Consider the following 21969-nt stretch of genomic DNA (forward strand, 5'->3'; position numbering starts at 1 on the left):
TGTATGGTTCGTCCATCGCGCTGGTGAGCGCTTCAAATTTCGCAAGCGTACCTATCCTCCTCGCGCTGCTGGGCGAAACTGAGTTCGGCATATGGGCGCTGCTCGAGCCTGCACTCCTAGCCTCAATTCCATTGGCGGGGCTCGGTATACAGATCGGACTGTTACGGCTGATCAATGGAGGCGGTAGCGATCAAGCTACTGTAGCCGCTCTACTACCAGTCCATGCCGCATTGGCTCTGTGTGTTGGATCGGCGGCCGCTATGGTGACCTGGTTCCTAGGTTTCGACGCCTATGTGTGCGCTCTTCTGGGCGCGGCCGTCGCTCTGGAAGGAACAATCTCGTTCTTCAGCAGCTTGTGGCGAGCCCAAGGAAGACCAAGTCGATTTGCAATGGTGGAGGGAGGGCGAGCGGCGATCCTAGTCGCTGTCCTGACCTGCATATTGTTGTTCGGGGCACATTTGAGCACCGTTGGCACTTATTTCGAGTTGCGCGTGGGCATGGCACTGCTAGCCCTGCTAGCAGCCGTTGCCGTCGTACGGCCGCATCTGAGTCCAAACATGTCGGCGGCGTGGTCTGCCTCCTGCTACGGCGTACCTATTGTGCTGGCGTCAGCCTTGTCTGCGCTATTGATTGGGGCTGACCGATACGCGGTGGCGTTTTACGAGCCAGAAGCGATTTCCACGTATGTCGCCCATATGAAGCTGGCACAGCTGGTCGCACTTGTCGCAACCGCCTATTTCACTTGGTTCGGCCCAGTCGCCATTCGCCTCGTAAACGACGATGTCCGCGGATCAAGCGCCTTGTTGGTGAACAGCACCTCGGTATTTTTGCTTGCTCTCCTGATAGTTTGCGCCAACCTTTTTCTGGTTGCCCCACCGGCTTGGTCGTTGCTGTTTCCGCAGGTAATGTTCAACCAACAGCTGCTCGCGGTGCATTTGGCCGGCACTGCATTGTTTGCCATGGGAAATCCCCTAAGCATCGGAACTCTGCGAGCCGGACACACCTATCAGGCCGTGATCGTTGCTCTGATCGCAATTTCCGTAGGCATGTTTGCCAGTTTTGTGCTGGGCGCTAGCTTTGGCCTGTTGGGCGCAGCATGGGGCCGAATGATGGGTTTAGCCACCTACGTCTTTGCATTCGCGTTGCTCACACTGCGATCTCTCCCGCTCTCCTACCCCTGGCTAACCTATGCAATTGCAACGGCAATGTGCATATTGGTGGTGTCTGGACTGACAATCATTCTACCCGGCGACGGGTGGTATGCAGCGTCCGCGAGGATAGCAGTTGCCAATGTTCTCATGGTGCCCCTCTTCGGGTACCTTGCCCTCGCCTTCATAAGAAAGTCCGACCGAACCCAATGAAGGTAAACCGATTACTCTTTTGGGTACTGCTGGCATGCTTGCTGCTCGCTGTTGTCGGGCCACAGGCTGTCTCGGACGACTTCGTGGCCGCACGGTACCTGCCCTCTCCTCTCAACTACACGCTTTTTTTCTTGTGCATCGTGCTGGTGTGCTTCATTCGCGACCCCCTGTCACGCATTGTAGCGGCCGGGTGGGCGCTGTGGCTCGTGGTCGGCAATCTATTCATCTTTGGGAGCCACTTTCGACGCAGGCTCGCCGCGCCACTCTACGTTCAAGACGCGAACACGTTGTTCCTGATTGCAACAGCGTGCTTTTGCGGCGGAATTGTCGCCTTTGAATTTCTTCGAAGGCCGCAAGTAGAGGGAAAACCAAGAGAACTCTCGAAATTAGCAACTCCGGCTGCGCTGGCCTTGTACGCCTTTCCCGTCGTGTACGCCCTCTCGTTGGTGGTGTGGCGGGTGCCCACAATCCTATCCGGCGAGAACATCGTTGATTTGATGTACGAGGTTGATAGGGGTCCAGTTTATGCATTGCGCACCGTCCTAATAATGACAACTATCGCAATTGTGGCGTCCACTAAGAGGCTCGCTCGCCTTGAGCACACCTTTTTCTTGGTAGCTGTTGTTGTCGCTCTTCTCCTGCTGAGCATTTTGGACGGAAAGCGCGATCTGGCGCTAGCTGCCGTAATCGGCATGGGAGCGCACTTCCTCATCGTACGGAACGGCAACGTTAGATTTTTTCATATCGTTGCCGTACTAGCCACGGCAATTGCTTATTCAATAATTTCGGATGTTCGAGCGGCTCGTGTCTCGGGCAATGAGCCAGCAATCCTCTATATCATTACCGCGCTAGGCGTTGAGTACAAGGATTTCGTCCATAGCATAAACTACCTTTCTATCGAGAAAATGCAATCTATCGGCTACGATTGGTGGAAATCATCTGTCGCGAGCTTATTGAATCGGAGCCTCTTAGGCGTCTTCGGTGTTGACAAAGACGCCTGGGTACAAATGGACAGCGCAAGGGCATGGATGCGCGCATACGGAATTACCCTTGGCATTCGAACCGGCATCGTCTCCGAGATGTACTACGCCTTTGGGTATTTCGTATTTGCCGCTACCGCTATTCTCGGTTTCCTCCTAGCGTTCATTGTTCGGCGCATCCGGAAAGCTAAGAGCGTGCTCGGCTATGTATACTGGCTGGCGATGTTTGCTACCTTCTCAATGTCGATTATGGGCCAGACCACGTCGGTGTTGGGGGCATTTGTTACCCTGACATACGCGGTAGTGGGTGTTTTCCTTCTGTCGCGTGTTTTCGCTCCTCGGCTACTCTTCGCGCCGAATCCTTATCAGCAACCAACCCCAATACAGGTCGAAGAAGAGTAATCAGCACGACTGCAGTTCATATCCGCCTCCAAGATGTAAACGCGGGGCTACATTGCGCGCCATGCGTTCAACCCAGCGTTGACCAGCCAGATGGTACCCCCCACAAAGGCGGCAATCACCAGCCAGCCAATGGCGGCCGCGAGGCCATTCACGCCTGTCCGGAGCCAGCGCAGAAACATGAAGTCCTTCCGGGCCTCGTCCTGCTGCTGATCACTTTCGACCCTCAGCCCGGCATCGGCCAGAACATCGGCCATGGCGGAACGCATCTGTTTCATTTGCTCGTCGGTGAAGCTCTTGCTGGATTCGACCAAAGCCGTGAGAACGCGCGACTGATCCTCGCGGTCCTTTTCGAGCAGATCTACGCGCTTTGCCAGGGTCATGCGGGCACGGCCCAGGGTATCGGGGTTGGACATTGGTGCTCCAGTCTTGAGCGGAAGTGAGATCAGGCCGCGCGGCAGGCGGTGAGCTTTTGATAGTGCCGATCCAATTCGACCGCCCAAGCATCGACGGCGCTATCGTCAGCAGCTTGCAGGGCGTCCACAGCGGCCACGGGCGGCGGGGCCAGTGCTGGGCAGCTACCGACTATGCGCGTCGTCTGACAGGCCCCTAAGCCGGTCATAGCTGCGATCAGGATCAATAGCCTGGCGGTCGATTTCATCATAATGCTCCTGAAGGTTGTCGCGGGCCTTGGCCTGCTCAAGGCGGGCGGCGTTCTTGCCGTCCTCGCGGATGCGCCAATAGGCGGCGAAGATGGTAGCGATGAACGCACCGGCCGCCAGCAGGTAGAACTTGGTCTTACCGAAGAATGCCGTGAGCCAGGTCATCAGCGTGTCGCCTTCCGGATCACGAGGAAGGCAATGGTGACGGCCGCAATGACCATAAGGGCGGCAATGGCGTACTGAACCGGACCATTGCCCGAGGCGACAGCCGCTGCGCCGCCCAGCAGCCCGCCACCGGCCGCCATATTCTCGGGCGTCACCAAATCCTTGATCGGATTGCCGGGCTTGGCCTCGACGGTGCTGGTCGAGACGAATGCGCCACGCGCCCAAAGCCCCGCCTCGGCAGCGCGGCGGTTGATGAGCCCCTGCATGACCTTGCCGTCATTGTATTTCCAGCGTGCCAGTTGGCCCGGCACGGCGTTGTAGTCGCCAGCGTTGAGCTTCTTGAGCAGGGTGGAGTTCGAGAAGCCCGGCTTCGACCCGCCGCCCATGCCGATATTATCGGCAAAGGCTACCAGCGCGCCGAACTGGTTGTCGCTCAGGTCCACCTTGACCAGCCGCTCCACCTGCGCCGCCGTCTCGGCCAGGCGCGCGGTCAGCAGCGCGGCGGCCTCGCCCTCCGTGATCGTGTCGCCCTTGCGCACCGCCCTGCCCTTGATGCGGGTCTGGCCATAGCCAATGGTCCATGGCGTCCCGTCGCGGGAGCCCGGATCGGGATAAGCATTGGGGCGAAACCCCTCCCACTGTTTGACGAGCGAAAGCGTCTCCGCGTTTACCGCGCGAGCCATGGTGGTCTCCTATCGATGTTGGAAGTGAGTTACGCTCGCCGGCAGGATTGCTGGCGAGGTGGATCAGATGGCGAAGCGAGAAGTGCGCGAGGGCGACCGAATACTGGTCTGGCTCGACGTGACGCGGGTTGCCGCGAACGCTCTAGAGGAACAGGTAGTGACGGTGGACGTGCCGGGTCAGAAGGTCACGGCACCGCTCAAGTAATCAGCGGTCCGATGGCGGCCTGCGCCTGAGGAAGTGTAACTCGTTGAATGCCGGCCAAGAGCGGATGCACCGGCTCTGCGGGGTCAAACTCCTCCGGGTGCAGTGCGGGATCGCCCCAGGCCGTGTAGGCGTCGATGATACCGACATTCGACCGATTGGCTGCCGCAGTTGCATAGGACGCCCAATAGCTCGCTAGCGAGGGGAACGTCGACGCTTCCGTCGCGGCCTCCAACCGCCACGTTTTGAGCAGGAAAATGGCGGTGTCGGAACGCGCTGCGCGAACGGCATCAATCGTTGTGTACATGTTCGTCAGCGACTGTGCCGCCGAAATCCCCAATGACGGCGCCGCGTCCTTGTAGAACGACAGCATCACGGCATCGCAACGCATAGCCGCCAGTTTCGCGACTACCCCACTTGATATGTCGAGTGATGAGCCGAGCGACGTGCCAAAGCCAATGCGGCGGATGAAGGATCTGCGGCCCGCCTGGAGGTTGCGGCACATGCGCAGCGGCCAGTCGCGGCAGTTATAGCTTTGCACGTCGCTGGAGCCGAGCAGACCAACGGTGTAGACGGTCTGGGTCACGCGAACTCCTCTCGCAGATCAACCCACCCTTGCAGGTAGATATAGATCAGGTTGGTGGCGGTCCGAGGATAAGCGACGTGATAGATTTGGCCCGAGGTGTCGGTCCATGCGTCGAACCGGCTCCCATCGTTCGAGCCGATCTTTTTGTAGACCTGCGCATCGTACCATTGGGTCGAAACATTGGCGATCGGCCCTACATCTGGATCTCGGATGATGATCCAGAAGCCCACGTCGGGAGAGGCGGCGCCGAACGCCTGACCGAAGACATTGAGCTTCACGCCCAACGGAACAGGCAGGGCCTTGAGAGTGAGGTTGTCACCCGCGGCAGCTTCAACGACCGCAAAAGCGTCCAGAAAACGGAACTCGCCGTTCGCATACCAGGTGCCTTTTTTGATGACCCCAGACGCCCCCGTTGCGAACGCCCCTATCCGCCTGCGCTTCGTAAAGCCTGATGGCATGACGGGGGAGGTCGCGCTCAAGGAGCACAAGAAATCATATGCTCCAGAGGTGGGATTGTAGATCAGAAAGAGATGGTATCCTGCATTAGCGACGGTTTGCGACCCCACATCGACCATACCGTTTCCGGTGCCAACTGACCACGCAAGGAAGTTCTTGGTCCAGCCAGTCGGGAGGACCATGTCCATCGTTTGATCCGTAGATCGGCATGACCCAGGGCTGATGTGGATCACGGTGTTCGGCGTAGTTGGGCTGTTGGAAATCAAAAGCCCGTTGATGGCTCGACCTATCGCGCTGACCATCTCCGTCTTGGGGACCGTGGTCAGTGCTCCTGGGCCACTGAACATTAGGAGCCGGTTCGCCGATCCAGCCAAGCCCGCAACCGCCTGCAGGTTGCCGTTGGCCAGCTCCGTCAACAGCGCCGTCAGCTTCTGGCTAAACGTCGCCTGCTCATTGCGCGGCTCGTAGACGAATGGCTTGGCCCCGGTGTTGGCACCCTGCCATGCCACCTGACCAACGGCGGCCGTGTCGCTGACGGGGTCGGCTGCGAGTTGCATGCTGCCCAAGCCGGGGATGTTGATGATGCTGCCGGCGCGGTAGCTGGTGAAGGTCGTGCCGACGCCGGCAATGGCCGTCGAACCGTTGGTGAAGGCGACGGTGCCGGAATTGTTGGGCTCGAAAATGCTCATTGGCCGCTCATAGTTTGATCAGGCATCGATGAAGCCCGGCTTGATGATGATGTCGCCGGTCCAGGTGGAGGCGTAGCTGATGCCGGCATGGCTCATTGAACACGGCACATTGCTGGCCGAGCCGGCTTCCTTGCCCGATGGCCTGTGGGTCGGAATGTTCCTGTCCGGCCCGAGTTGCTGGATCATCTGGCCGTAGATTGCATACTTGGACCCATCTTCCGGCGCGTTCGTGCCGGCATAGAAGAAGGTCGCGTTTCCTATGTCTTCCGATGGATTGACCCGCGTTGTGCCGGGCAGGAGGCCGCCATCCTTGTTCACGGATTGGTACCGGCGAAGTTTGACACTGGTGCCATCGAGGACGAATTCAAACTGACGCGCTACACCGCCAAACTCTTCCACGACGCAGGAATAGCCATCGAGCTTCACCCACTCCCCTTCCGGAAAGTTGGAGGCCAGCGCCAGGTCGAGGATCTTGGCCGGATTGACCGTCCGGGACAGATTGACCCATATCTCCAGGTAGTCCGTCCCCGCCGGCACGGTGCCCAGGGAGATATCGGCCAATGTGCGCGGCGAAGGCTCGGACGGCCCCCACTCCTGCTCGACCAGCCCTATCCATGTCGAGCAGCCGAAGTAATCGTTGAACACGCTCGGCGGCGACTCGATGGTCTGGCGCACCTGCTCAAAGATTGTACCGCTGAACAGATCGGGCCAACTGATCGCGTAATCGGTCAGCGTGATCGCGGCAGAGGGTACGAGGTTCAGCATCGGCACCGAGGTATCGAGCGCCTTCCGCCCGCCCATTTCGGCGATGATGTGACCGGCGCTGTATTCGAAATAGTCAGCCATCCGCCTACTCCACGCTGCACTGGATGGAGGCCGAACCGGCAAACGATCCGTCATAGCCCGATGAGGTGAACACCGTGCCGTCAGCCAGCACGGTCCGACTCGTGCCATTCCTGATATCTGACGTGCGGCCCAGCGGCACATCAAAGGGACTGGCGTCGGCCAGGACGGCTTGGCGCAGCTGCTTCAGGTCACCGCGCCACTTTCCGTAGCCCATGCTGAGTACACCAGCATCAAGATCGATGTCGGCCATGTAGGAGTCGGTCTCCACTGGTTGCTTGAACACGATCACCCGATAGGTTTTGCTCAACGCCGCCAGAGATGAGGCCGATGAAATGCCGACATCGAGTAGCCCGATATGCGTAGAATTGGCCCAGGGGCTGACGCGCCGGCTGCGGCCGGATGCCACCTGGATCAAAGAGGACTGCCCGATCAGGCCATCATTGCTGACGATCATGTAGGCGGGAGCATATGGCAGGCCGTGCGCCAACAGATTGATGTTGGTTTTGACGACCTGGCCGACCCTCGTGATCACGGGCTGCGATGACACAGCCGTCGATGCGCTCGCCACCAGGGCGTGGTTCACGACGATGCCCGATGTGTCGGAGTCTACCTGGTAGTAGTCGAAGGCATTGTGGAAGCGCACCTTTGCCAGATGCGTCACCGGATCGTTCAGCGGCGCATTGCGCGTGCTGTTGGGGTCTTCCGGGTCGCCGGAGGTCCCGTTCTCTTCGAACACAGCGACATTGCCTGTGGCCGGGTCATTCATGAACACATAGGCCATCAGCCTGCGAGCCTCATGGCACCAGTGTCCCAGTCGATAAAAGACAGCCCACTGACGGAACGCTGTTTCCCCACGGTCACCAGTTCGTCTGCGTCAAGAACGATGCGCGACGTGCCGTCCGACTTGGCGTCAAGGTAGATGCCCGCGATCGTGAAGCTGACGCCTGTCGTCGCCCTTACTGCCAGCGCGGCGCGAGCATCCCAGCCGCCTGGCGCCGACACAGCCTCAATGGTGAACAACCCACCAGCAAACCTGCCGTCCACGTCTGCTTCTACAGCGATGACCGCGGCAGCGTTGGCGGTAATGGCACTGCCCTGCGTAGTGACGGTTGACGACAGCGATGATAGAGCCGCCGCCGTCGCGTCGACGCCTGTCGTGGGATCATTGACGGTCGCTTCAAGGTTCTCTGTGCGCGTTACCAAGGCGCCCTGACCAGTGGAGAGCGTCGTGATCTGACCCTCGAATGTCGCCTTGCTGGTCTGATACTCGGCGCTCAGCGTCTCGGTCACCTGCGCCAGTGCGCCAAGGTCCGTGGCCACCACCTCGATTGCAAGGACATACGCAGCTGTGGTCGTTTCAAACCGTGCCGTGATCTCGGTGCGCAACGTCTGACGATCGACGGCATTGCCCATCATGGCATCGCCCAGCAGTGCCAGCATGGCATCGCTGTCGGCCATGATCTGCTCGATGGTCCTCGACGCCCAGGCGCGCGAGTTGTTGACTTCGTCTGTCAGGTCTCCAGGCCCGATACCCACGACGCCGATTGTCACTTCCATCCATGCACTGGCGACCATTTCACGGCCCGAGAGCGCGATGTATTCGATCTGCACCTCGATCGTCTCACCCGACAGGCTCAGGGGCACCGGGATTCGGGCTGAACCAGTCAGAAGGTCCGGCTTGGGAACAACAACCGTATACTGTGAATCTGTCTCAGGTGGCACCCGGTGCGAGATGCGGACGAAATCAACATCCACCGCAACGGATGGAGCGGACCAGAACACGTCATAAGCCAGCTCGCCGGGCACCGGGGCGACGCTCGGTCCCGACACCTCTTGCGGCGCCGGGCGATTGGTCACGACTGGTGCAAAGCTCAGCGGCTGCTCGTCGGTGCCTGGCGTCCAGTCATGGTCCGCAGGGTCTATCTCCTGCAGGCCAAACACCACCTGCCCCCAAGGCGTGCGCGTGCGGGCCGTGATCAGGAACAGCTTGGCCGAATAGTCGAAGCGCTCCGAAGTCCACGCCAGCACCTGCAACGGCCGGAACTGCGCGTACTCTGGTGGCAGGGCCACAACATGCGTCTTGAACCGGCGGCCCTCTTCAACAACGGCCTTGATGATGCGCTGCGCCTGGGTGCCGGAGAACGTCGTGCCCAGGTCAAGCCCCTCCACCTGGCGGCGGCCATCATCCTCTGTCTCCAGATCGCTGCGATAGTACGGCGCGGTCTCCTTGTCTTCCCAGGCCTGCAGTGGCTCGCGATAGGTCGCCGTGGCGCCGTTGATGATGCTGTCGAGGTTCGGGAACGGAATCGAGCCCAGCGGCTCGCTGGCCAACACGTCGGCGTCCGAGAATGCGCCGTCGGGTTCGTCCGGCACGCCTACCAGGACATAGATCGTCCCGTCGCTGGCGTGGCTGATACGGGCATTCGCACCGATCAGCAGTTCCTTGATGACATCGGCCGGGCGCTCATTGAGATTGATGCGGCGGCCGGCGCGGAAGCGCTTCTCAGTCCCGCCCGCTTCTAGAGTGACGGGCTCGTCGCAGGCGTCCATCGCCGCGGCCCAGACGTCATAGGGCAACTGCGCTTCGGTGGCCGACCCACCCCACACCTTGGCGCCGTCGTAGTAGATGCCGCGCTCGATGTTGTAGATGATGACCGCGTTGTTGTCGGAGAACGCCCATGTCGACGGGTTATCCCAGCGCTGCGAGCCGCTGCCGCCTGCCGTGGTGTCCAGCCGGGGGTCATAGAGCTTGATGCCCTGAAACTCGCCCATGATCTTCGGGAAGGCGGTCCACAGGGTTTCATCCCAAAGCGAGGTGGTAACGAGATACGGCAGGCCGCGGCCAATCTTGTCGCTGGTCCACGGGCGATCTGCCTTGGCCCCGAACTTGCTGACCAGAAAGGCGTCGGCTGTGGTCTGGTTGCCGTCGTAGAACTTCCACCAGAACTTGCCGCTTAGGTCGGCAACGGGATAGCCTTGATCAACCGCTCCAGTGGCCGGGATCGCAACCTTCACCCCGTTGACGAAGAGGCCGGAGAGGCCGGTGATCGGCAGATCGCCGAACGAATGGACGTCGGTGGTGAAGGCGTTCGGCACTTCGCCGTCATTGCCCCATTCGCCGCCATCTTCAAACTTGCCGGGCTCGCCGACCGTGCCGACGAGGAAGTATTGCGGCACCTTCCCACCCACCTGAGCGCTCCCGCGCGTTCCGGTGCTCTTCTGCTCCTTGGGCGCGAAGGCCTGCTTCAGCAGCGTCGATGCGGCCGAGAGGACAATCCCAATGATCAGGTTGATGAGGAAGCCGGTAATGGGGTCCATCAGGTATTGCCCTTTGCCTGGCCCCACCACCGTTCAATCTGGCCGGCGGTATCGCTATCTTTGCGGAAGCGGTCGCCATCCCGGCGCCGCTGCTGCTCATCCGATTCCATTGCCGGGTTGGTGCGCGTCAGGTCGATCGCGCTACTGATGGCGTCGAGCGACAGCCCGCCTTCCCCACCGGCCGCGGCATCATCGACTGCAGCGCCATCGACGCGGCCAGCGAAGATCAGGACTGGCGTTGCGACCAGGTTCCATGTTGCCGGGTCGAATAGAGCCCGGTGCATTTCGACCCGAGCAACGCGCACGTTGTTGCCGTAGACCATGTCCATCGGCCCGCCAGCGGCATCGGTGATGTGGTCCAGGCCGAAGGCAACGGATCGAGCCTCGATGCCGATGGCGTCGACAATAGCCGGGACGTTGAGCAGAGTGCCTCCCCCGACCACATTGCGGCTCACCGGCGTCGTTTCGCCCAGCGGCAGGAGGTTGACCGCCACATTGTCTTCGCCGGTCCAGAAGGCCCATTCTGCGGGCGAGCCGCCGAGCGTCTTGCCAGCGACGGTCAGGATGTCGCGCACGACTATGGCGCCACTGGCCAAGGCCGTGACGGTATCGACATCATAGGGCATGTGCGGTTACCGGCTGTAGGTCTGTTCGGCGCTGAACTTGATGGTGGAGTGCAGCCCACCCTCTTTGGCGGGATACGCCGAGCCTGGTTCGATACGGAACTTGGCAGGTGGCTTGATGATGGTGATGTCAGGAGTGCCAGCGATCGAAGCCGGCAGCGGCGGCCAGATCTCAGTCATAGCAACCGTCCCGGTGATCGGGTTGGCGGTCCGGGCTTCGGCGAACTGGCCAAGATAGTACCGGCTGGTGTCGAAGATGATGCTGAAGTAGGTGCCGAGCGGGATCACATAGCCCGCGGGGAAGCCAGTGAAGGCCACATGCAGCCGATCGGTGATAGTCCCTAACGCTGGGCCGGCCGGGCTGGCCGGCGCCGGGCTTGTCTTGACGGCCGTCACGCCCTCCAGCGTGGAGGCTGCGGCGTTAGGCACCACATAAGCTCCGCTTCTTCCTGCGACGGCCTGGGGTCCGCTCAGATAGTCCAGCGAAAGATCATGCGTTCCAGGCGGCAAGGCAAGCGTGATGACATCAGCGGCCCGTGTAACCGCAGCACCGGCCGTGACGATGGGCGAGGTTGCCACCGCGCCCGCCTCGATTTGCGCACCCCAAAGATAGATCGTATTTCCATCGGCACCGCTCACATTGGCTACGTGACGATCGGGATAAACCCGAATCTGCGTGCAGCCCGCAGGCGTCGTGAAGGTGACGGCTACACGCGTCCAGGTGCTCGCATTGGCGCCAGCAGCGATCGTCTCGCTGACGATGAAGCTGCTGGCCGTGTGATTGTAGATCGCATAGCGATTGTTGAGCTTGGTGCCCAACTTCACAAAATAACTCCAGGTGTACTGGGTGAGCTCGGCAACATCGACCAACTGGTAGGTCGTGTATGCAGCCGCTCCAGATGGATAGGCGAACAAGTCGGCGGTCATCGTGCCGTCGGGAGCGAGAGCCGCGTTCGGCGTGCGAACGATGACCGAGCCGACCCAGACGACCGCATTGTCGAAATCGCAAGAGCGGATGCACAGGTTCGTTCGGGCCGGCTCGATGAGCAGGCCGCGATTGGTGATGCGGGGCACATTTTCACCGAACGACACCAGGTTGCCGGCCACATCCGACGCCAGGGCAATCGTCGCGCGATTGCACGATACGACGTCCGCCTCCGCAACGCTGCGCCCCTCGATGTTGTACAGGTCACTGACGAAGTCATAGTCGAACGATTCCGCGCCGACGGGCAGGTTGGAGCCGGACGAGAGCCAGCTTCCGGTCGGGTCGCTGGCCGGATAAGGAAGCCGGCTGTTGTACATCAGCACCGTCTTGAGCCCGCCGGCGCGCGAGTTGATCAGCGCCATAATCCCTTCGGCTTCGGCGTTCAGCATCGGGATGGTGGTGATCTCTGCCTTCCAGAGCGACGGTGCCCGGTCGGCGTAGCGGGTTTCTCCGCCACCCGTTGCCGAGCGCTGCTGCTGGAAGCCCTGCACGAACTGGACGTCCTGCACGCGAAACTGGTCGTAGAAGTCCGCGACGGAAAGAGTGGTGGCGAGGGCCATTTAGCCAGTCCTCCGCAGATCATTCTTCTGCCACTGCTTGAAGAAGTCCGGGCCCTGGCGCTTCATCTCTCGCGTAAAGCCGCGAGCGAATGCGGCGCCATCTTCCTCAGTGGCGCCAGGCATGACCTGCATGGTGTTCTGGATAATCAGGTCACCATAGGTGGGACCATTCTGGTTCGCCGCCATTGCCATCGACTGCCGATGCGGGATCACCTGCGCGCCACGCGGCAAATTGAGCAGTTCGGGCCCGCGCTCGCCGACCCAGGACAGGCCGCCTCGCCAGTTGTCGGTGCCGTTCGCGTTGTGGCCTACTCCCATGAGCGAGGTGAAATTGCTGAACGATCCAGCACCAGCGCCGATGCCGTTTCCAAGCGAGCCAAACCCGCCGGTGATCCCGCCCATGATAGAGCCGAAGATCATGTCGAAGATGCCATTGGCGGCCATCGAAAGAGCGCGGTCAGCGATGCGATCAAGCGCGTTGACGCCGGCATTGCCCAGCGCTTCCCAGAACGACTGTCCGTCTTTGAGCCCGCTCTTAAGGTCACCGAAAAAGCCGACGAACGTGCTGCGATAGAAGTTCATCTGCTCTTCGGCAGCGCGCTGGGCTTCGGCTTGGCGTTCCAGTTCAACCGTTGCCGCCGCATATTCCGACGACATCAGGTTGATCTGGTCCGTCACTTCTGACGTGATCGGTATCCCGGCTTGCTTCGCCTGGTTCAAAAGATCGAACGCAGCCTTTTGGCGCTCCGCCTCATAGGTGGATTGGCCCAGCAGCTCGATTTCCATCCGCTGGGAGGCGATGCGCTGCTGGAAAGATTCTACGTTGCCCTTCCACTGGTCAAAGGGCTTGCTGGCCGCGCCGCGCCCCGCCTTCTCATTGGCTTTCGCCTCGGCCGCGTTGATGCTGTCCAGCACACGCACATATTCGTCACCAACGCCCTTAAGTTCGGAATAGGTCTGTGCCGTTGCTGTCGCCTGCGATGACCAATTATCAAGGTTCTCGCGCGCGATATCGAAGCGACTGCGAGGATCCATGTAGAGGTCGCGCATTTCCCCCATGGCATTATTGAATTCCAGCCTGACCTGAATGCTGCGGGGGATGGCGTTAAGGGCGGCCGATGCGCTGTCCGCTTGCGCCTGGATGGCCATCAACTGCAGCGCCAGCTGGTATGCCTGGTCAGCCATGTCCTTCAGCGCCGGGTCATCGGCGGTATTGTACATCTCGCGGGCGGCGACCATGGCCGCTTCAAGCTCATCCCTTGTCGATCCGGTATCGATCGCCAGTTGGCGCATGAGATCGATTTGGCGAACTGCTGCGTCCATGCCAGTCGGGTCGTCACCGCCCGCCCGTCCGATGTCCTGGATTTGCCGCAGGAAATCAGCGGTCTCAGCCAGAGCCGATCGATTCGCCTCGATGCGCCTCTGCATCTCGATTTGAGCATCTTCCTGCTCGCGCAGGGTTGCCCGCAAGTCGGATGCAATCACCCCTTCCGGCAGCTTCATCGCCGCATCGAACGCACCATGTGCAGCATCACGCACCCTATCGTAACCGGACAAAAGGTTATCCAGTGTAGCATTGTGCCTTTCGACGGCCGTGGTGGCATCATCGGCTTCTTTCCCGATGCCGGAGAAAGCCTGAATCCCCCAAGCGACCAGCGCCACCACCCCAATGGTCAGTAGCGATACCGGAGACAGGATGGAGGCGAAGGCCGCGCCCAGCGTCTTGACCACGCCAGTCAGCCCCTGCCCGCCCAGCACCGCCGAAAGCTGGGTGCCCTGCTGCAATGCGATCTGCAGCGGCGACATGCCCATAGCGGCCGTCACCCCGATGTCCTGGAATTGGGCCGCCACGTTGGCCGTGTTGAAGCTCTGCGCGCCACGGTATTGGCCATTCTGGTTTGCCGCGCTCAGCCGTTGCGTCGACAAGGCCGCCTGATCTGCGGCCTGCGCCGTTCGATTATAGGCGAGGGCGACATTGTTCTCGGCTGCGATATGCGCAGACAACTGCGCCGCATGCCGGCGCTCCAATGCCATCAGCGTGTTGAGCGCCTGTTCCTGGCTGGCATAGCCCATATTGACGGCATTAGCCGCCGCTGCTGCCGCCTGCGTCGATTCCCGTTCAAGCCGAATGCGCAGGGCCGCGGTGCGATCGACCGTTGCCGACCACTTCTCCCACGCCCGTTCTTCTTGCGATTTTCGCGCCACGGTCTGGGTTGCAACGGCATTGCCGCGCTCAATTGCCTGTCGTGCAGCCTCCATGCGCGCCTCGAACGACGCGACCGCCCCGCTGGTATAATCCGTGGCCTTGCCGGCATCACTCATGCCCTTCTCGAACCTGTCGAGAGTGGCCAGCGAGCCATCAGCCCGAACAACAAGGCGGGTCACAACATCGGTCACGGGGTGTCCTCTTGTTCGCGGGTTGAAGTCAGGTAGGCATCATCGAGTTGTTCGATGATCTCGATTTCCCATGGCAGAAGGCGCATCCCCGACAGTCGAGAATACGCATCAAGGTCTGCCCAGGTGATGGGTGTAGCGCCGAACCCATTGCCGGCATTACGGCGACGGATGCGGACGAAGGTGGTCCAGAGATACTGGACAGCTTCGGGAAATGTCGGAAGGGCCAATTCGGCTTCGAGCTCGGCTTGCCGCTCCAGCGTCCGCGCTCGCTTCAACTGGCCCTGCAGGTGTTCCCGGTAGGAATGGCCATCTTTGTCGGTGGCCGACAGCGCGAATTCGCGCTCCGCATAGTCCAGCAGGTCTATTCGGAGCGCGGCGAAAAAGATTTCTCGGCCGCCAGGAACTCCATAGCCTGGGTCAGCACGCCAACCCGCTTGGGATGGGAGAGGAATTCAATGGCGTTTTCCGACGTGAAGGGGAAATCCCTGCCGCCGATTTCGACAGGCGACCAGCCGACCAGCCGGTCCACCAGGTCGCGGATGTTCTTCGCGCGGACCTCGGCGGGGTCTTCCTCGTCGGCCTTCCACTTGCGGCCATTGACCTGGGCCTGCTCCATCTGCGCCTGCTTGTGCAGCCGCTCGCGGGCAAAACGGTTGTTCAGCGCTTCGGTCTTGGGGTGACCGGGTCCGGCGAATTCCCAGAACCAGCCGGTCGGATTGCCTGCGGCGTCCAGCACCTGCATCTTGCCGGTGTCGGACGCCTCGAAGGCGGCGAGGTCGAAGGAAGGGACGGCCTTTTCGGCGGTATTGGTCATATCATCTATCCTTTGTCGGAAGGGTCGCGGGCAGCACCGACATACTGCCCGCTGGTCGCCGGGGCGACGTTGGTTCGGCTGTCGGGCCGATGGAATTAGGCCGCCGAGGTCTGGAAACCGATCATAGTGAGCGGGTGGCCAGACCCGCGCTCATCTACCCCGACAAGCGCAGTAAAAGTTGTCGTGCGGCCATTGTCCTGCCCCAGCTCGGACTTGCTCGCGCTCGCCAGTGTGATGTTCGGCAGATAGAAGGCGCAGAAGTCGGCGGCGCCCGTCTCGTTTTCCTCGAACAGCAGATGCAGGCTCAATTCATCCTCATTGAGGTATTGCTGCACCCGGTCGATATCCTTCTTGAGCGCCGTCACCGAGAGGGTGATCTGGGCCGAGTTGGTGAACACTTCCGGGGTCAGCACCGACCCCACCACCGGAACGCCCGAGGCATTGAGCTGCAACGTCATGTCGATGCTCGACACATCCAGCACATCCACGCCACCCAGCATGATCTTGGCTTCGACTGCCGTCAGGCCGATGGTCGTGGTCTTGGTCGGGCTGGTGAAGTACGGGGCGCTGCTGTCGTCCAGTGCGTCCATGTCCTGACCGACAATGCCGAAGGTCAGCATGGCCATGCCGTTCGGCTGAAGCTGCAGCTGCATGGAGCCGACACGGCAGCCGGTGAAGATTTCGGTGCCGTCGATATCGGCCTCGTATTCCTCGAACGTGAAACTGCGGGGCGTCACCCCCTGGATCAGCGACTTCGGCCGGGTGATGGTCACCGCAGTATCAGCAACGGCATCGACAATGAGCGTTTCGGCTACCGTAATCGTGGTGGCGTTGAGGTCGGTGATGCGCAGGTTGCGATTGTTGTTGCCGGTCGTGGCGTGATCGGTCAGGCGGATGATCTCGCCAATGCGCAGCCCAAGGGTACTGGGCGAGCCGGATGCCAGAACGATGGTATTTGCCGTGGTGGTGATCGAGGTGAAGTCGGTCTCGTCCAGTTCCAGCGCGGCGCTGAACGTGCCCCGAAATACCGCCTCGATCAGATCATCGAACGTGCCGACCGAAAGATCAGCCACATAGCTGCCGGTGACCGAGCGCGAACCATGCCGGCCGCGCGTGGACATGCCGTCGGCGCGCAATTCGTTGCTGTTGATCGGTTCCTTGGCAAGGTTGAGCCCGCCGGAGTTGATGCGGAAAACCTGCGCATCGGTAGCGCCCGGCAAAACGCCGAATGCCGATTCCGCCTTGTAGGCAACGCGGATATTGCGCCCTGACTGATAAGCCATGACCTAGTCCTTTCGATGATGGCCCAAGCGGGCGAGTTAGGGCCTAGCCCTGGTGGAAATACTGGAAGGGCACCGACATGGTGACCCGGAACCAATTGCCGGCATTCACGTCCGCAATCTCGCTTTGCGCCGCTGCATCGCCGCCCTCATCGACGCGAGGAACCCAGGTGCGCAGGTAGCAGCCATCGGCCTCGTAGAGCTTCTTGCTGCGGAACAGTTCGCCGATCTGCTCGGCATATTGGGTGGCAAGATCCTCGCCCGCGCCATCCTCCACGAAGACGTGGACGAATATCATGCCATTGGTCTGGCTGAGCTGGTCGCCCGGCACGCCGACGCCGCGGATCGTCTGGCCCGGCATCGTCGCCATTTCCAAATAGACCCAAGGCTGCAACTGCGGGAACGACGAACCGGGAACCACAGCCTTGGGTGGCCAAGGCTCGGCTGGCGTTTCGTTCTGATAGAGCTTTCGTGTCGTCGTCCAGCCGGTCTCAAGGGTATCTTTCACCGCGGCCTTTGCGGCGCCATAGCTGCCCATGCTCAGCGCTCCCTGATTTCGAGGGCTGGGTAGCGATATTCGCTCTTGTTCCCGCCCTGCTTGCTGGTGAGAACTGATCCGCCCATCAGCCCGCGATAGGTGAAGAAGATGCGCGCCTGATTGCCGAACCGCTGCTGCAAGGTGAATTCCGCCTGCTCGTAAACATGCTCGCTGCCGGGCACGCGCATGGTCATCTTGCCCAACTCGATCTTCCGCGAATACGGCAGGACATTGCTGATCAGGATTTGCCCCTGCCCGCTCCACGCCTCAAGGTTTCGGGCTTCCACCCCATCCACGAACAGCGTGTGGCCCATCCGGTAGGCGCCTGAGAGAACCGGTGACAGCTCGAACAGCAAATCCATTGCCGCCTGCACGACTTCATCGAGTCGGGGATAGACGTAGATGATCGTGCCATCGGGCCTGACCTGTTCCTCCCGTGCACCACGCGCACCGTCGACGGTGCGAACGAACCGGCTCGGCCGGGGATCGTCCTGCATGACCCTGCGGTGCTCTCGCTTGGCCAGAGCCACCAGCGCCGCCTGCGTTTCCTCGCGCGTTTCCAATGCCGCCTGCACGAACAGCCGCTGATTGGACCCGGCCATCAGGCCATCCTCACGACGATGTTCCAGCGGACGATGACATTCTGCATCCGACGGGGTTGCGCCGACATGACCTTGCCAAGCTTACCACCAGTGGTGAAGTCGTCGTCCTGCTTCGGCTCGTAGCTGCCAAGGCTGGTCGGCGACACGATGACCTCCTGGTCGGCCTGAGTGAGCAATCCAACAAGCTGCTCGGGCTTGTAACCGTCCACCTTGCCCCATGCCCCTTGCTCTGTGGCGCCGCGGCGAAAGGCGATGTCCTGACCGGCTTTCGCAAGTTGCCGGTCGAGTTGAGCAATGGCCTGTGCCGGCGTCATGCCACAGGCACCCACAACGGCCGCAGAAGGCGTTCCGTAGCGCTCCTGATCAGCGCCGAAGATGCCTCGGAGACGGCATAGGTCGTGGACCCCACCCCTTCAACATCCTCCTCGCGCACCATCACGCTCTGGTCGGCCAGCGGCTTCAACTGCTGCACGCCGATGATGACTGCGTGCTTGGCATTGGCCGGCATCGCCTCGGCGCTATATCCAGCGTCATATTCCACTGTCACAGCGTCAGGCGCACACTCGACGCCTGGAAAGCTGAAGCCGGGCGCGAATACCAGCGTGTCGTTGGCAGCCAGTCGATAGTACGCCCCATCAACCGTGTGCTGCTCGCCGGCACCGTCGCGGTAGAAGACATTGAGAACCGTCGAAACGGGCCCATAGGGCAGTTTCATGCGGTGACAGAAAGCATCGGTGGCCATTGAAAGGGTCTGGAAGCCGAGGCTGTGACCAAGCCAGCCCCGAGGGCCGTCAATTTCCGCCTGCACTGCCGCAATGAGGGCGGCAATGGTCTGGTCTTCGGGGTCGTGATCGCCGGGCACGTCTCCCGGATAGACGATAGGTTCCGGACCCGCGATGACAACGGTCTTCATGCTCACGTCACCTTGGCCAGCAGCGGATAGAGATCACATTCGACGGTCGAGCCATCGCCATTGACCAGCGTCAACAGGCCCTGATCGTCGGCGGTGATCGACGCCACGGCGGGACCGGGCTCGCCCTTGATGCTCTTCCCGGGATCGCCTTTGACGGATTGTCCCGGCTGGCCGGGCTTCCCGCGCATTGCGATCACCTGCCAGCCGTCACCGGGGCAGTCGCCGGGATCGTTGACCTTGGCGATGAAGGCACCGCCATTCAGCGCCACGATGTTGAGACGGCGATAGGTCTTGCCGGGATCGAAGGTGCCGCAGATCTCAATCTGGTCGGCATCGACGCCAGGGGAGCCTGCAGCAGCGAGGCAAATCCAGTCCTCATGACCCGGTTCGCGGCCAGTGTCTTTCGTCGCCTGCCAGAGGGCGCCCTTGTGTGTCCGGACATCGCCCTCATAGTGAACTCCATCGGACCAAGCCTTGGCGACGGGCAATTTCCCCGGCGCGCCATCCTTCGGGACCGGCAGCGCAGAGACGGCCTTGGAGACCTGTTCCTGCACCAGAGGGGCAACGTCCTCGGCAGTTACGCTCTTGCCGTCCAGCGCCTTCGGCAGGGCCTGTACGGCGCCGGCAACCAGCGGCCCCATGATGGCGCGCAGTTCGTCAACGGTCGGCGGCAGCGCATCCTTGCCGGGCTCTGCGGGCGGAAGCTTGGAAACTTCATCCGCCACCATGCCGCGAAGCACATCAGCATCCGGCCCCCGAGGCTCAATATCGGCCACAGCCCGGGTCACGGTCTCTTCGACCATGCGAGCAATAGCGTCCATGTCTGCATCCTTGCCAGGCGAAGCCGGTGGCAGTGCTCCCACTGCTTCGGCCACCATGGCTCGTATTTGCTCAGGATCGGCGTCCTTGCCGTTCTCTGGGGCCGGAATGCGGCCCACAGCATCGTTGATGAGGCGAGCGATCTCGGCCGGGTCGGCATCCTTGCCGTCAGCCGGCACCCGCATCTGAGCGAATGCCGCATCCACAGCAACCTTGATCGTCGCGCCGTGATCCACCGATCGCGCGGCTTCCAGTTCGCGTTCCAGATCGGCAATGCGCAGGGCAAGGGGCCGCATGGCCGACGCGACGTAATCGCGAATGGCAGGCGCCGCGCCCCTCATCAGGGCGGCGATGTCGCTATGGTTCATGCGTCATTGCCCTTTTTCAATGGTCGGCGGCATAGAAAAGCCCGGCTCAGTGGCCGGGCGTGTTGGTTGTCAGATCGAGTTGGGGTGGCAGTGGATGTGAGGGTGTGGGGGTCAGAAAGCGGCGACCGACTCCCACGTCAGGCCAATTGTCGGCACGATACCATTGCGAACAGCATTCGGGGCCGTGCCGCCAATGGACTGCGGAGGATCGGCCATCTTGCTACGGAAGAGCATTCCGCCCCCCTGAAATTCGCCAGCGTCGAGCCTTTCGACTGCGTCAATCGAAAGTGGTACGTTCCACAGGGCCAGATCAGCGAAGGAATATCCAACCGCCGCGAGCGTGGTGCCAACGAGGGCGCTCCCGAATACGAACTGCGTCACGTCCGCAGGGGTGGTGAACGAACCAGAGCCAATCAACGCCCCGTCCAAATAGAGCGCGGCTTCATTGGTCAGGCGGTTGTATGTCACCGTCAGACGGCGGGCAGTGTCGTCTGCTGAAGGCGTGTAGCCCGTGGTCACAAGATTGGTGTTGGTCGTGCCTTCGGTGAACTGCAACACGCCGCTGGGGTTGCGGACACGCCCCTGCTGGGCGGACGGAGCCAGGGCCATGAAAGCGCGAGACGTAGCCCCGCCGCTCGCAACACCCTTCAATTTGAACGAAAAAGTATATGACTTCTGGGCGTTGTGTGGCGCAACGAGGATAGCCCCGCCGAGATTGTCTACGACGCGCCAAGCGCCTGCGGCAACGTCAGCTTCCGGCCCAAGAGCTTGCCCACCGAGGAATATTCCAAGGTCGATTGCAGCGAACATTGCCGCATACCCCGCATCGTTGGGGTGTAGACCATCAACGTCATAGGTGCCAGGGCTGATGAAGTTGCCGGTGCCATCATCCAGCGTGCTCATATGATCGACACGATGGTGTCCGAGAGCGTCAAGGTCGCGGTTCAGTTGCAGCATATCAGCGTATTGCTGGGCGGTCGGCGCATCAGCAACGTAGCCGCCACGCAATACCGGGACCGCGCCGATGGCCTGGCACTTCGCGATCAGTGCCAGGGTGTTGTTGTAGGTGGTTGTCGTGTTGTAACTGTCGTTCTTGACGTGGTTGCAGATGATGACATGAGAGGGCCGGTGCGGCGTAACATCGGTATCGAAGCGAGCTAGTGCATTCGCGGTGCCCGTTCCTGCGATAGACCGGTTGATAACGGTCCAGTCCGCGTCCTCGGCCTTCAGCGCCGCGCTGAGCAGTCCTGCCCAGCTCGTCGCCGGGGATGCCCAATCAGGTCCGGTAGGGTCGCCGGTATACGTAGAGGCCCCCTGCCCCCCGCCATTGCTCGATCCAAGCACAACGATTGTCTTAGCGGCCACCCCCCCACCCCTTCTTAGGGCGAGTGCATCCAGTCCTTCAGCTACAGGCCATGTAACAGGCCTGGTAATGGGCTGGACGATGCTAGGCACTGAAGACACCGCAGGAGGCGCCTGCTTCGCGCGCGAAGCGATAGGTGCCGGGAGCCGCTATAAAGACGCCGGGCTTCCTGCTGCCGTTCAAAGTATCGACCAGAAAATATTCGCCCGCGTCATCTTTCAGTTGGATCTCAACGCGTGCCCGATCAGACACGCGAGTACCCGCCGCATCCTTAAGAGCAACGGTGAGGCCGTCGGCAGTCACCGTCACATCGGAAGAATTGGCCGCCGTTGTGCCCACAGCAAGAATCTCGGTCGCCAT

At 61.2% G+C, this 21969-nt stretch carries 24 protein-coding genes; 3 read left to right on the forward strand and 21 right to left on the reverse strand.

Features of this window, described 5'->3' with window-relative positions; translation table 11 throughout:
- Positions 1 to 260: 260 nt before the first annotated feature.
- Together ASD80_RS15630 and ASD80_RS15635 are read left to right on the forward strand one after the other, a co-directional pair.
- Complete coding sequence (locus ASD80_RS15630; protein ID WP_156460499.1) at positions 261 to 1361, forward strand: hypothetical protein; 1101 nt, start codon at positions 261 to 263, stop codon at positions 1359 to 1361.
- Complete coding sequence (locus ASD80_RS15635) at positions 1358 to 2743, forward strand: hypothetical protein (RefSeq protein ID WP_056234775.1); 1386 nt, start codon at positions 1358 to 1360, stop codon at positions 2741 to 2743. Before ASD80_RS15630 ends, ASD80_RS15635 begins: the two co-directional genes overlap by 4 nt.
- 47 nt (positions 2744 to 2790) lie before the next feature.
- On the opposite strand, the gene ASD80_RS15640 is transcribed toward ASD80_RS15635, so the two are convergent.
- The 3 genes from ASD80_RS15640 to ASD80_RS15650 form a co-directional block, all read right to left on the reverse strand.
- A complete protein-coding gene (locus ASD80_RS15640) occupies positions 2791 to 3156 on the reverse strand; it encodes a hypothetical protein (protein WP_056234777.1) in 366 nt (121 codons plus the stop codon).
- Between the two features lie 162 nt (positions 3157 to 3318).
- Positions 3319 to 3567 carry a hypothetical protein gene (locus tag ASD80_RS15645; RefSeq protein WP_056234780.1) on the reverse strand — a complete coding sequence of 83 codons (249 nt, stop codon included), beginning with the start codon at positions 3565 to 3567 and terminating at the stop codon, positions 3319 to 3321.
- Complete coding sequence (locus tag ASD80_RS15650) at positions 3567 to 4250, reverse strand: lysozyme (protein WP_056234784.1); 684 nt, start codon at positions 4248 to 4250, stop codon at positions 3567 to 3569. Before ASD80_RS15650 ends, ASD80_RS15645 begins: the two co-directional genes overlap by 1 nt.
- 67 nt (positions 4251 to 4317) lie before the next feature.
- On the opposite strand from ASD80_RS15650, the gene ASD80_RS18845 reads away from it, so the two are divergent.
- The gene (locus ASD80_RS18845; RefSeq protein WP_156460501.1) at positions 4318 to 4455 is read left to right on the forward strand and encodes a hypothetical protein; all 138 of its coding nucleotides are present in this window, start codon (positions 4318 to 4320) and stop codon (positions 4453 to 4455) included.
- Here the strand turns inward: ASD80_RS18845 and ASD80_RS15655 are convergent.
- From ASD80_RS15655 to ASD80_RS15740, 18 genes are all read right to left on the reverse strand, one after another.
- Complete coding sequence (locus ASD80_RS15655; protein WP_056234788.1) at positions 4448 to 5038, reverse strand: SGNH/GDSL hydrolase family protein; 591 nt, start codon at positions 5036 to 5038, stop codon at positions 4448 to 4450. The genes ASD80_RS18845 and ASD80_RS15655 overlap by 8 nt on opposite strands.
- A complete protein-coding gene (locus ASD80_RS15660; protein ID WP_056234791.1) occupies positions 5035 to 6183 on the reverse strand; it encodes a hypothetical protein in 1149 nt (382 codons plus the stop codon). The genes ASD80_RS15655 and ASD80_RS15660 overlap by 4 nt, the downstream gene beginning before the upstream one ends.
- A gap of 18 nt (positions 6184 to 6201) precedes the next feature.
- Positions 6202 to 7029 carry a hypothetical protein gene (locus ASD80_RS15665; protein WP_056234795.1) on the reverse strand — a complete coding sequence of 276 codons (828 nt, stop codon included), beginning with the start codon at positions 7027 to 7029 and terminating at the stop codon, positions 6202 to 6204.
- 4 nt (positions 7030 to 7033) lie between these two features.
- A complete protein-coding gene (locus ASD80_RS15670; protein ID WP_056234798.1) occupies positions 7034 to 7810 on the reverse strand; it encodes a hypothetical protein in 777 nt (258 codons plus the stop codon).
- Positions 7810 to 10347 (reverse strand): phage tail protein, encoded by a 2538-nt coding sequence (locus tag ASD80_RS15675; RefSeq protein ID WP_056234801.1) that lies wholly within the window; start codon positions 10345 to 10347, stop codon positions 7810 to 7812. Before ASD80_RS15675 ends, ASD80_RS15670 begins: the two co-directional genes overlap by 1 nt.
- Positions 10347 to 10973: a hypothetical protein gene (locus ASD80_RS15680; RefSeq protein WP_056234803.1), complete on the reverse strand. Its 627-nt coding sequence runs from the start codon at positions 10971 to 10973 to the stop codon at positions 10347 to 10349. The genes ASD80_RS15675 and ASD80_RS15680 overlap by 1 nt, the downstream gene beginning before the upstream one ends.
- Before the next feature lie 6 nt (positions 10974 to 10979).
- Positions 10980 to 12515 (reverse strand): phage head spike fiber domain-containing protein, encoded by a 1536-nt coding sequence (locus tag ASD80_RS15685; protein ID WP_056234806.1) that lies wholly within the window; start codon positions 12513 to 12515, stop codon positions 10980 to 10982.
- Entirely contained in the window at positions 12516 to 14912 is a 2397-nt protein-coding gene (locus tag ASD80_RS15690) for a phage tail length tape measure family protein (protein ID WP_056234810.1), read from the reverse strand.
- A complete protein-coding gene (locus ASD80_RS15695) occupies positions 14909 to 15187 on the reverse strand; it encodes a hypothetical protein (RefSeq protein WP_056234813.1) in 279 nt (92 codons plus the stop codon). The genes ASD80_RS15690 and ASD80_RS15695 overlap by 4 nt, the downstream gene beginning before the upstream one ends.
- Before the next feature lie 86 nt (positions 15188 to 15273).
- Positions 15274 to 15726, reverse strand: a complete 453-nt coding sequence (locus ASD80_RS15700) for a hypothetical protein (protein ID WP_056234816.1) — start codon at positions 15724 to 15726, stop codon at positions 15274 to 15276.
- A gap of 95 nt (positions 15727 to 15821) precedes the next feature.
- On the reverse strand, positions 15822 to 17009 hold the full coding sequence (locus ASD80_RS15705; RefSeq protein WP_056234819.1) for a phage tail tube protein: 1188 nt from the start codon (positions 17007 to 17009) through the stop codon (positions 15822 to 15824).
- Positions 17010 to 17052: 43 nt separating this feature from the next.
- Entirely contained in the window at positions 17053 to 17544 is a 492-nt protein-coding gene (locus ASD80_RS15710; RefSeq protein WP_056234821.1) for a phage tail terminator-like protein, read from the reverse strand.
- Between the two features lie 2 nt (positions 17545 to 17546).
- Entirely contained in the window at positions 17547 to 18146 is a 600-nt protein-coding gene (locus ASD80_RS15715; protein ID WP_056234824.1) for a hypothetical protein, read from the reverse strand.
- Positions 18146 to 18460 (reverse strand): hypothetical protein, encoded by a 315-nt coding sequence (locus ASD80_RS15720; protein ID WP_056234826.1) that lies wholly within the window; start codon positions 18458 to 18460, stop codon positions 18146 to 18148. Before ASD80_RS15720 ends, ASD80_RS15715 begins: the two co-directional genes overlap by 1 nt.
- Positions 18457 to 19059: a hypothetical protein gene (locus ASD80_RS15725; protein WP_056234829.1), complete on the reverse strand. Its 603-nt coding sequence runs from the start codon at positions 19057 to 19059 to the stop codon at positions 18457 to 18459. The genes ASD80_RS15720 and ASD80_RS15725 overlap by 4 nt, the downstream gene beginning before the upstream one ends.
- 2 nt (positions 19060 to 19061) lie before the next feature.
- The gene (locus ASD80_RS15730) at positions 19062 to 20246 is read right to left on the reverse strand and encodes a hypothetical protein (protein WP_056234832.1); all 1185 of its coding nucleotides are present in this window, start codon (positions 20244 to 20246) and stop codon (positions 19062 to 19064) included.
- Between the two features lie 111 nt (positions 20247 to 20357).
- The gene (locus tag ASD80_RS15735; RefSeq protein ID WP_156460502.1) at positions 20358 to 21611 is read right to left on the reverse strand and encodes an SGNH/GDSL hydrolase family protein; all 1254 of its coding nucleotides are present in this window, start codon (positions 21609 to 21611) and stop codon (positions 20358 to 20360) included.
- 82 nt (positions 21612 to 21693) lie between these two features.
- Positions 21694 to 21969, reverse strand: coding sequence for a hypothetical protein (locus tag ASD80_RS15740; RefSeq protein ID WP_056234837.1), 276 nt, complete (start codon positions 21967 to 21969; stop codon positions 21694 to 21696).

This window comes from Devosia sp. Root635 (assembly GCF_001427605.1).
Lineage (GTDB): Bacteria > Pseudomonadota > Alphaproteobacteria > Rhizobiales > Devosiaceae > Devosia.

Bases quoted from the DNA above. Each gene is read 5' to 3' on its own strand.
- ASD80_RS15710 (WP_056234821.1), bottom strand. From the start codon at position 17,544: ATGGGCAGCTATGGCGCCGCAAAGGCCGCGGTGAAAGATACCCTTGAG.
- ASD80_RS15730 (WP_056234832.1), bottom strand. From the start codon at position 20,246: ATGAACCATAGCGACATCGCCGCCCTGATGAGGGGCGCGGCGCCTGCC.
- ASD80_RS15665 (WP_056234795.1), bottom strand. From the start codon at position 7,029: ATGGCTGACTATTTCGAATACAGCGCCGGTCACATCATCGCCGAAATG.
- ASD80_RS15650 (WP_056234784.1), bottom strand. From the start codon at position 4,250: ATGGCTCGCGCGGTAAACGCGGAGACGCTTTCGCTCGTCAAACAGTGG.
- ASD80_RS15675 (WP_056234801.1), bottom strand. From the start codon at position 10,347: ATGGACCCCATTACCGGCTTCCTCATCAACCTGATCATTGGGATTGTC.
- ASD80_RS15725 (WP_056234829.1), bottom strand. From the start codon at position 19,059: ATGAAGACCGTTGTCATCGCGGGTCCGGAACCTATCGTCTATCCGGGA.
- ASD80_RS15660 (WP_056234791.1), bottom strand. From the start codon at position 6,183: ATGAGCATTTTCGAGCCCAACAATTCCGGCACCGTCGCCTTCACCAAC.
- ASD80_RS15635 (WP_056234775.1), top strand. From the start codon at position 1,358: ATGAAGGTAAACCGATTACTCTTTTGGGTACTGCTGGCATGCTTGCTG.
- ASD80_RS15630 (WP_156460499.1), top strand. From the start codon at position 261: ATGGTGACCTGGTTCCTAGGTTTCGACGCCTATGTGTGCGCTCTTCTG.
- ASD80_RS15670 (WP_056234798.1), bottom strand. From the start codon at position 7,810: ATGGCCTATGTGTTCATGAATGACCCGGCCACAGGCAATGTCGCTGTG.
- ASD80_RS15740 (WP_056234837.1), bottom strand. From the start codon at position 21,969: ATGGCGACCGAGATTCTTGCTGTGGGCACAACGGCGGCCAATTCTTCC.
- ASD80_RS15645 (WP_056234780.1), bottom strand. From the start codon at position 3,567: ATGACCTGGCTCACGGCATTCTTCGGTAAGACCAAGTTCTACCTGCTG.
- ASD80_RS15700 (WP_056234816.1), bottom strand. From the start codon at position 15,726: ATGACCAATACCGCCGAAAAGGCCGTCCCTTCCTTCGACCTCGCCGCC.
- ASD80_RS15715 (WP_056234824.1), bottom strand. From the start codon at position 18,146: ATGGCCGGGTCCAATCAGCGGCTGTTCGTGCAGGCGGCATTGGAAACG.
- ASD80_RS18845 (WP_156460501.1), top strand. From the start codon at position 4,318: ATGGCGAAGCGAGAAGTGCGCGAGGGCGACCGAATACTGGTCTGGCTC.
- ASD80_RS15685 (WP_056234806.1), bottom strand. From the start codon at position 12,515: ATGGCCCTCGCCACCACTCTTTCCGTCGCGGACTTCTACGACCAGTTT.
- ASD80_RS15640 (WP_056234777.1), bottom strand. From the start codon at position 3,156: ATGTCCAACCCCGATACCCTGGGCCGTGCCCGCATGACCCTGGCAAAG.
- ASD80_RS15680 (WP_056234803.1), bottom strand. From the start codon at position 10,973: ATGCCCTATGATGTCGATACCGTCACGGCCTTGGCCAGTGGCGCCATA.
- ASD80_RS15720 (WP_056234826.1), bottom strand. From the start codon at position 18,460: ATGACGCCGGCACAGGCCATTGCTCAACTCGACCGGCAACTTGCGAAA.
- ASD80_RS15705 (WP_056234819.1), bottom strand. From the start codon at position 17,009: ATGGCTTATCAGTCAGGGCGCAATATCCGCGTTGCCTACAAGGCGGAA.